General features: G+C 70.1%; 2 protein-coding genes and 1 pseudogene. 2 read left to right on the top strand and 1 reads right to left on the bottom strand.

The features are described from left to right. Both SSNG_RS07230 and SSNG_RS07225 read left to right on the top strand, forming a co-directional pair. Nucleotides 1-867: haloacid dehalogenase-like hydrolase (locus SSNG_RS07230; RefSeq protein WP_007263150.1), on the top strand; the 867-nt coding region annotated here is incomplete at its 5' end. 68 nt (nt 868-935) lie between these two features. Beyond that, nucleotides 936-2,018: an IS630 family transposase gene (locus SSNG_RS07225; protein ID WP_206731370.1), complete on the top strand. Its 1,083-nt coding sequence runs from the start codon at nt 936-938 to the stop codon at nt 2,016-2,018. 199 nt (nt 2,019-2,217) lie between these two features. Here SSNG_RS07225 and SSNG_RS07220 read toward each other — a convergent pair. Then, nucleotides 2,218-2,606, bottom strand: a pseudogene (locus SSNG_RS07220) (amino acid deaminase/aldolase); the annotation flags it as partial.

Below are 2,606 nucleotides of genomic sequence, written 5' to 3'. Positions count from 1 at the left end.
ACCGGCACCCCCGCCGGCGCCGCCTGCGCCGACGAGATCAACGCCGGCTACGGCACCGCCGCCACCCGCACCGGCGCCACCGCCTTCGCCGGCTGGGACCGCCGCACCACCGAACCCGGCTACGCCTGGCTGGCCCAGCTGACCCAGGGCTGGACCGCGAACGAGGTACGCGCCTTCGCGGCCGCCGCCCGCACCGAGAACCTCGCCGCGCCCATCGGCACCACACAGCAGGTCGGCACCGGCACCGCCACCGGCTGGGTCCGCTACTACGACCAGCAGCGCGACCTCATCAAGAACCTCCGGCGCGCCGGCTTCGACGTCTGGATCAGCTCCGCCTCCCCGCAGCCCGTCGTCGAGGTCTGGGCCCGCGGCGCCGGCATCGACGCCGCCCACGTCATCGGCATCCGCAACACCACCACCGGCGACGGCAGGCTGACCGCCCACCTCCAGGGCTGCGGATCCGTCCCCGACGGCGCCGACACCATGACCACCTACATCGACGGCAAGCGCTGCTGGATCAACAAGGAGATCTTCGGCGTGCGCGGCCGCGCCGCCGAGAGGGTCCAGCCGGCCGCCCGCCGCCAGGTCTTCGCCGCGGGCGACTCCGACACGGACATCTCGTTCCTGCGCGACGCCACCGCCCTGCGGCTGGTCCTCAACCGCAACAAGAACGAACTCATGTGCCGCGCCTACGACAACAGCGACGGCAAGTGGATCGTGAACCCGATGTTCCTCGAACCGAAGAAGCAGAAGACCAGCCCCTACCCCTGCTCCACCACCGGCTACGTCGACCACGACGGCACCGCCGGCCCCGTCCGCCGGGGCGACACGAGCGTCATCCCCGACCAGACGGACACCGTCTTCTGACGGCGAGCGCCAGAGCGCTAGTGTTCTGAGTCTGGAATTCTGTTTAGATGTAGGCTTTCGGTATGGCGATGGGGCGGCCGAAGGCCGAGTTGGTGTTGACCGATGAGGAGCGGGCCGCGCTCGAGGGCTGGGTGCGGCGCCGTTCGACGCCTCAGGCGTGGGCCTTGCGCTGCCGAATCATCCTGGCCTGCGCCGAAGGCGCGACGAACAAGGACGTTGCGGCCCTGGTGGGTTCCACGCCTCAGGCGGTGGGCCGCTGGCGGGCCCGTTTCGTGCAGTACCGGATCGCGGGCCTCGGGGACATGCCGCGTTCGGGCGGGCCCAGGACGGTGACGGACGAGCAGGTCGCCGCCTTGGTCACCAAGACGCTGGAGTCGACGCCGAAGGGGGCGACGCACTGGTCCACGCGGTCGATGGCCAAGGAGACGGGTCTGTCTCAGTCGACGGTGTCGCGTGTCTGGCGGGCGTTCGGCCTTCAGCCGCACCGGTCCGAGACGTTCAAGCTGTCGACGGATCCGTACTTCGTCGACAAGGTCCACGATGTCGTCGGCCTGTACCTGGATCCGCCGGAGCGGGCCCTTGTGTTCTGCGTCGACGAGAAGTCGCAGATCCAGGCCTTGGACCGGTCTCAGCCGGTGCTGCCGATGATGCCGGCGGTGCCCGAGCGGCGGACGGCGGATTACGTCCGGCACGGCACCACCACCCTCTTTGCCGCCCTCGAGGTCGCCACCGGCAAGGTGATCGGATCCCTGCACCGCCGCCACCGTGCCGAGGAGTTCAAGAAGTTCCTCGTCAAGCTCGACAAGGAAGTCCCGACCGGCCTCGAGGTCCACCTCGTGCTGGACAACTACGCCACCCACAAGACCCCGGACATCAAGAAGTGGCTGCTGGCGCACCCCCGGTTCCACCTGCACTTCACGCCCACCGGATCGTCCTGGCTGAACCTGGTGGAGCGGTGGTTCGCCGAGCTGACCAACAAGCAGATACGGCGAGGCGTTCACAAATCCGTCCAGGCCCTGGAGAAGGACATCCGCGACTGGATCGCCACGTGGAACCGCGACCCGAAGCCCTACGTGTGGACCAAGACTGCGGACGAGATCCTTGAACGCCTCGCCAGCTATCTGAACAGAATTCCAGACTCAGAACACTAGGGGGTGTCCGCAAAGTGGCGCCGTCCCCCCGGAGGGCGGGCCCCGCGTCTCCCCCAGCTACCGCTGGGAGGTGCCCCCAGGTGCGTGCTCTCGGCGTGCCGGGCGGAAGCCCGCGTACTGGACGTACTTGGGCTTTCGTCCGGTGCGGCGAGAGCGCGTGCCGGGCGTCGCGGGGCAGGCGAGACTTTGCGGACACCCCCTAGAGGAAGGTCCGCCCCTCGCCCCGGTAGGTCGGGACCGAGTCCACCACCCGGTCCCCCTCCACCAGGTGCAGGGTGTCGAACCGCTCGCACAACTCCCCGGCCTTCGCGTGCCGGAACCACACCCGGTCGCCGATCAGCAGGTCGTCGGCCGGGCTCCCCAGCAGCGGCGTCTGCACCTCGCCCGCACCCTCCTGCGGGTCGTAACGCAGCCCCGCGGGCAGGTACGGCACCGGCAGCCGGTCCGCGCCCGCCGCCCCCGACGCCGGGTAGCCGCCGCCCAGCACGGTCACCACCCCCACCCCGGGCCGCCGCACCACCGGCTGCGCGAACAGCGCGGCCGGCACGCCGGCGCGGAACGTCGTGTAGTTGTCGAACAACCGGGGCA

The sequence above is a fragment of the Streptomyces sp. C genome (assembly GCF_000158895.1).
Classification (GTDB): Bacteria; Actinomycetota; Actinomycetes; order Streptomycetales; family Streptomycetaceae; genus Streptomyces; species Streptomyces racemochromogenes.
The sequence above is the reverse complement of the archived record's forward strand: the minus strand, read 5'-3'. Positions and strand labels throughout refer to the sequence as shown.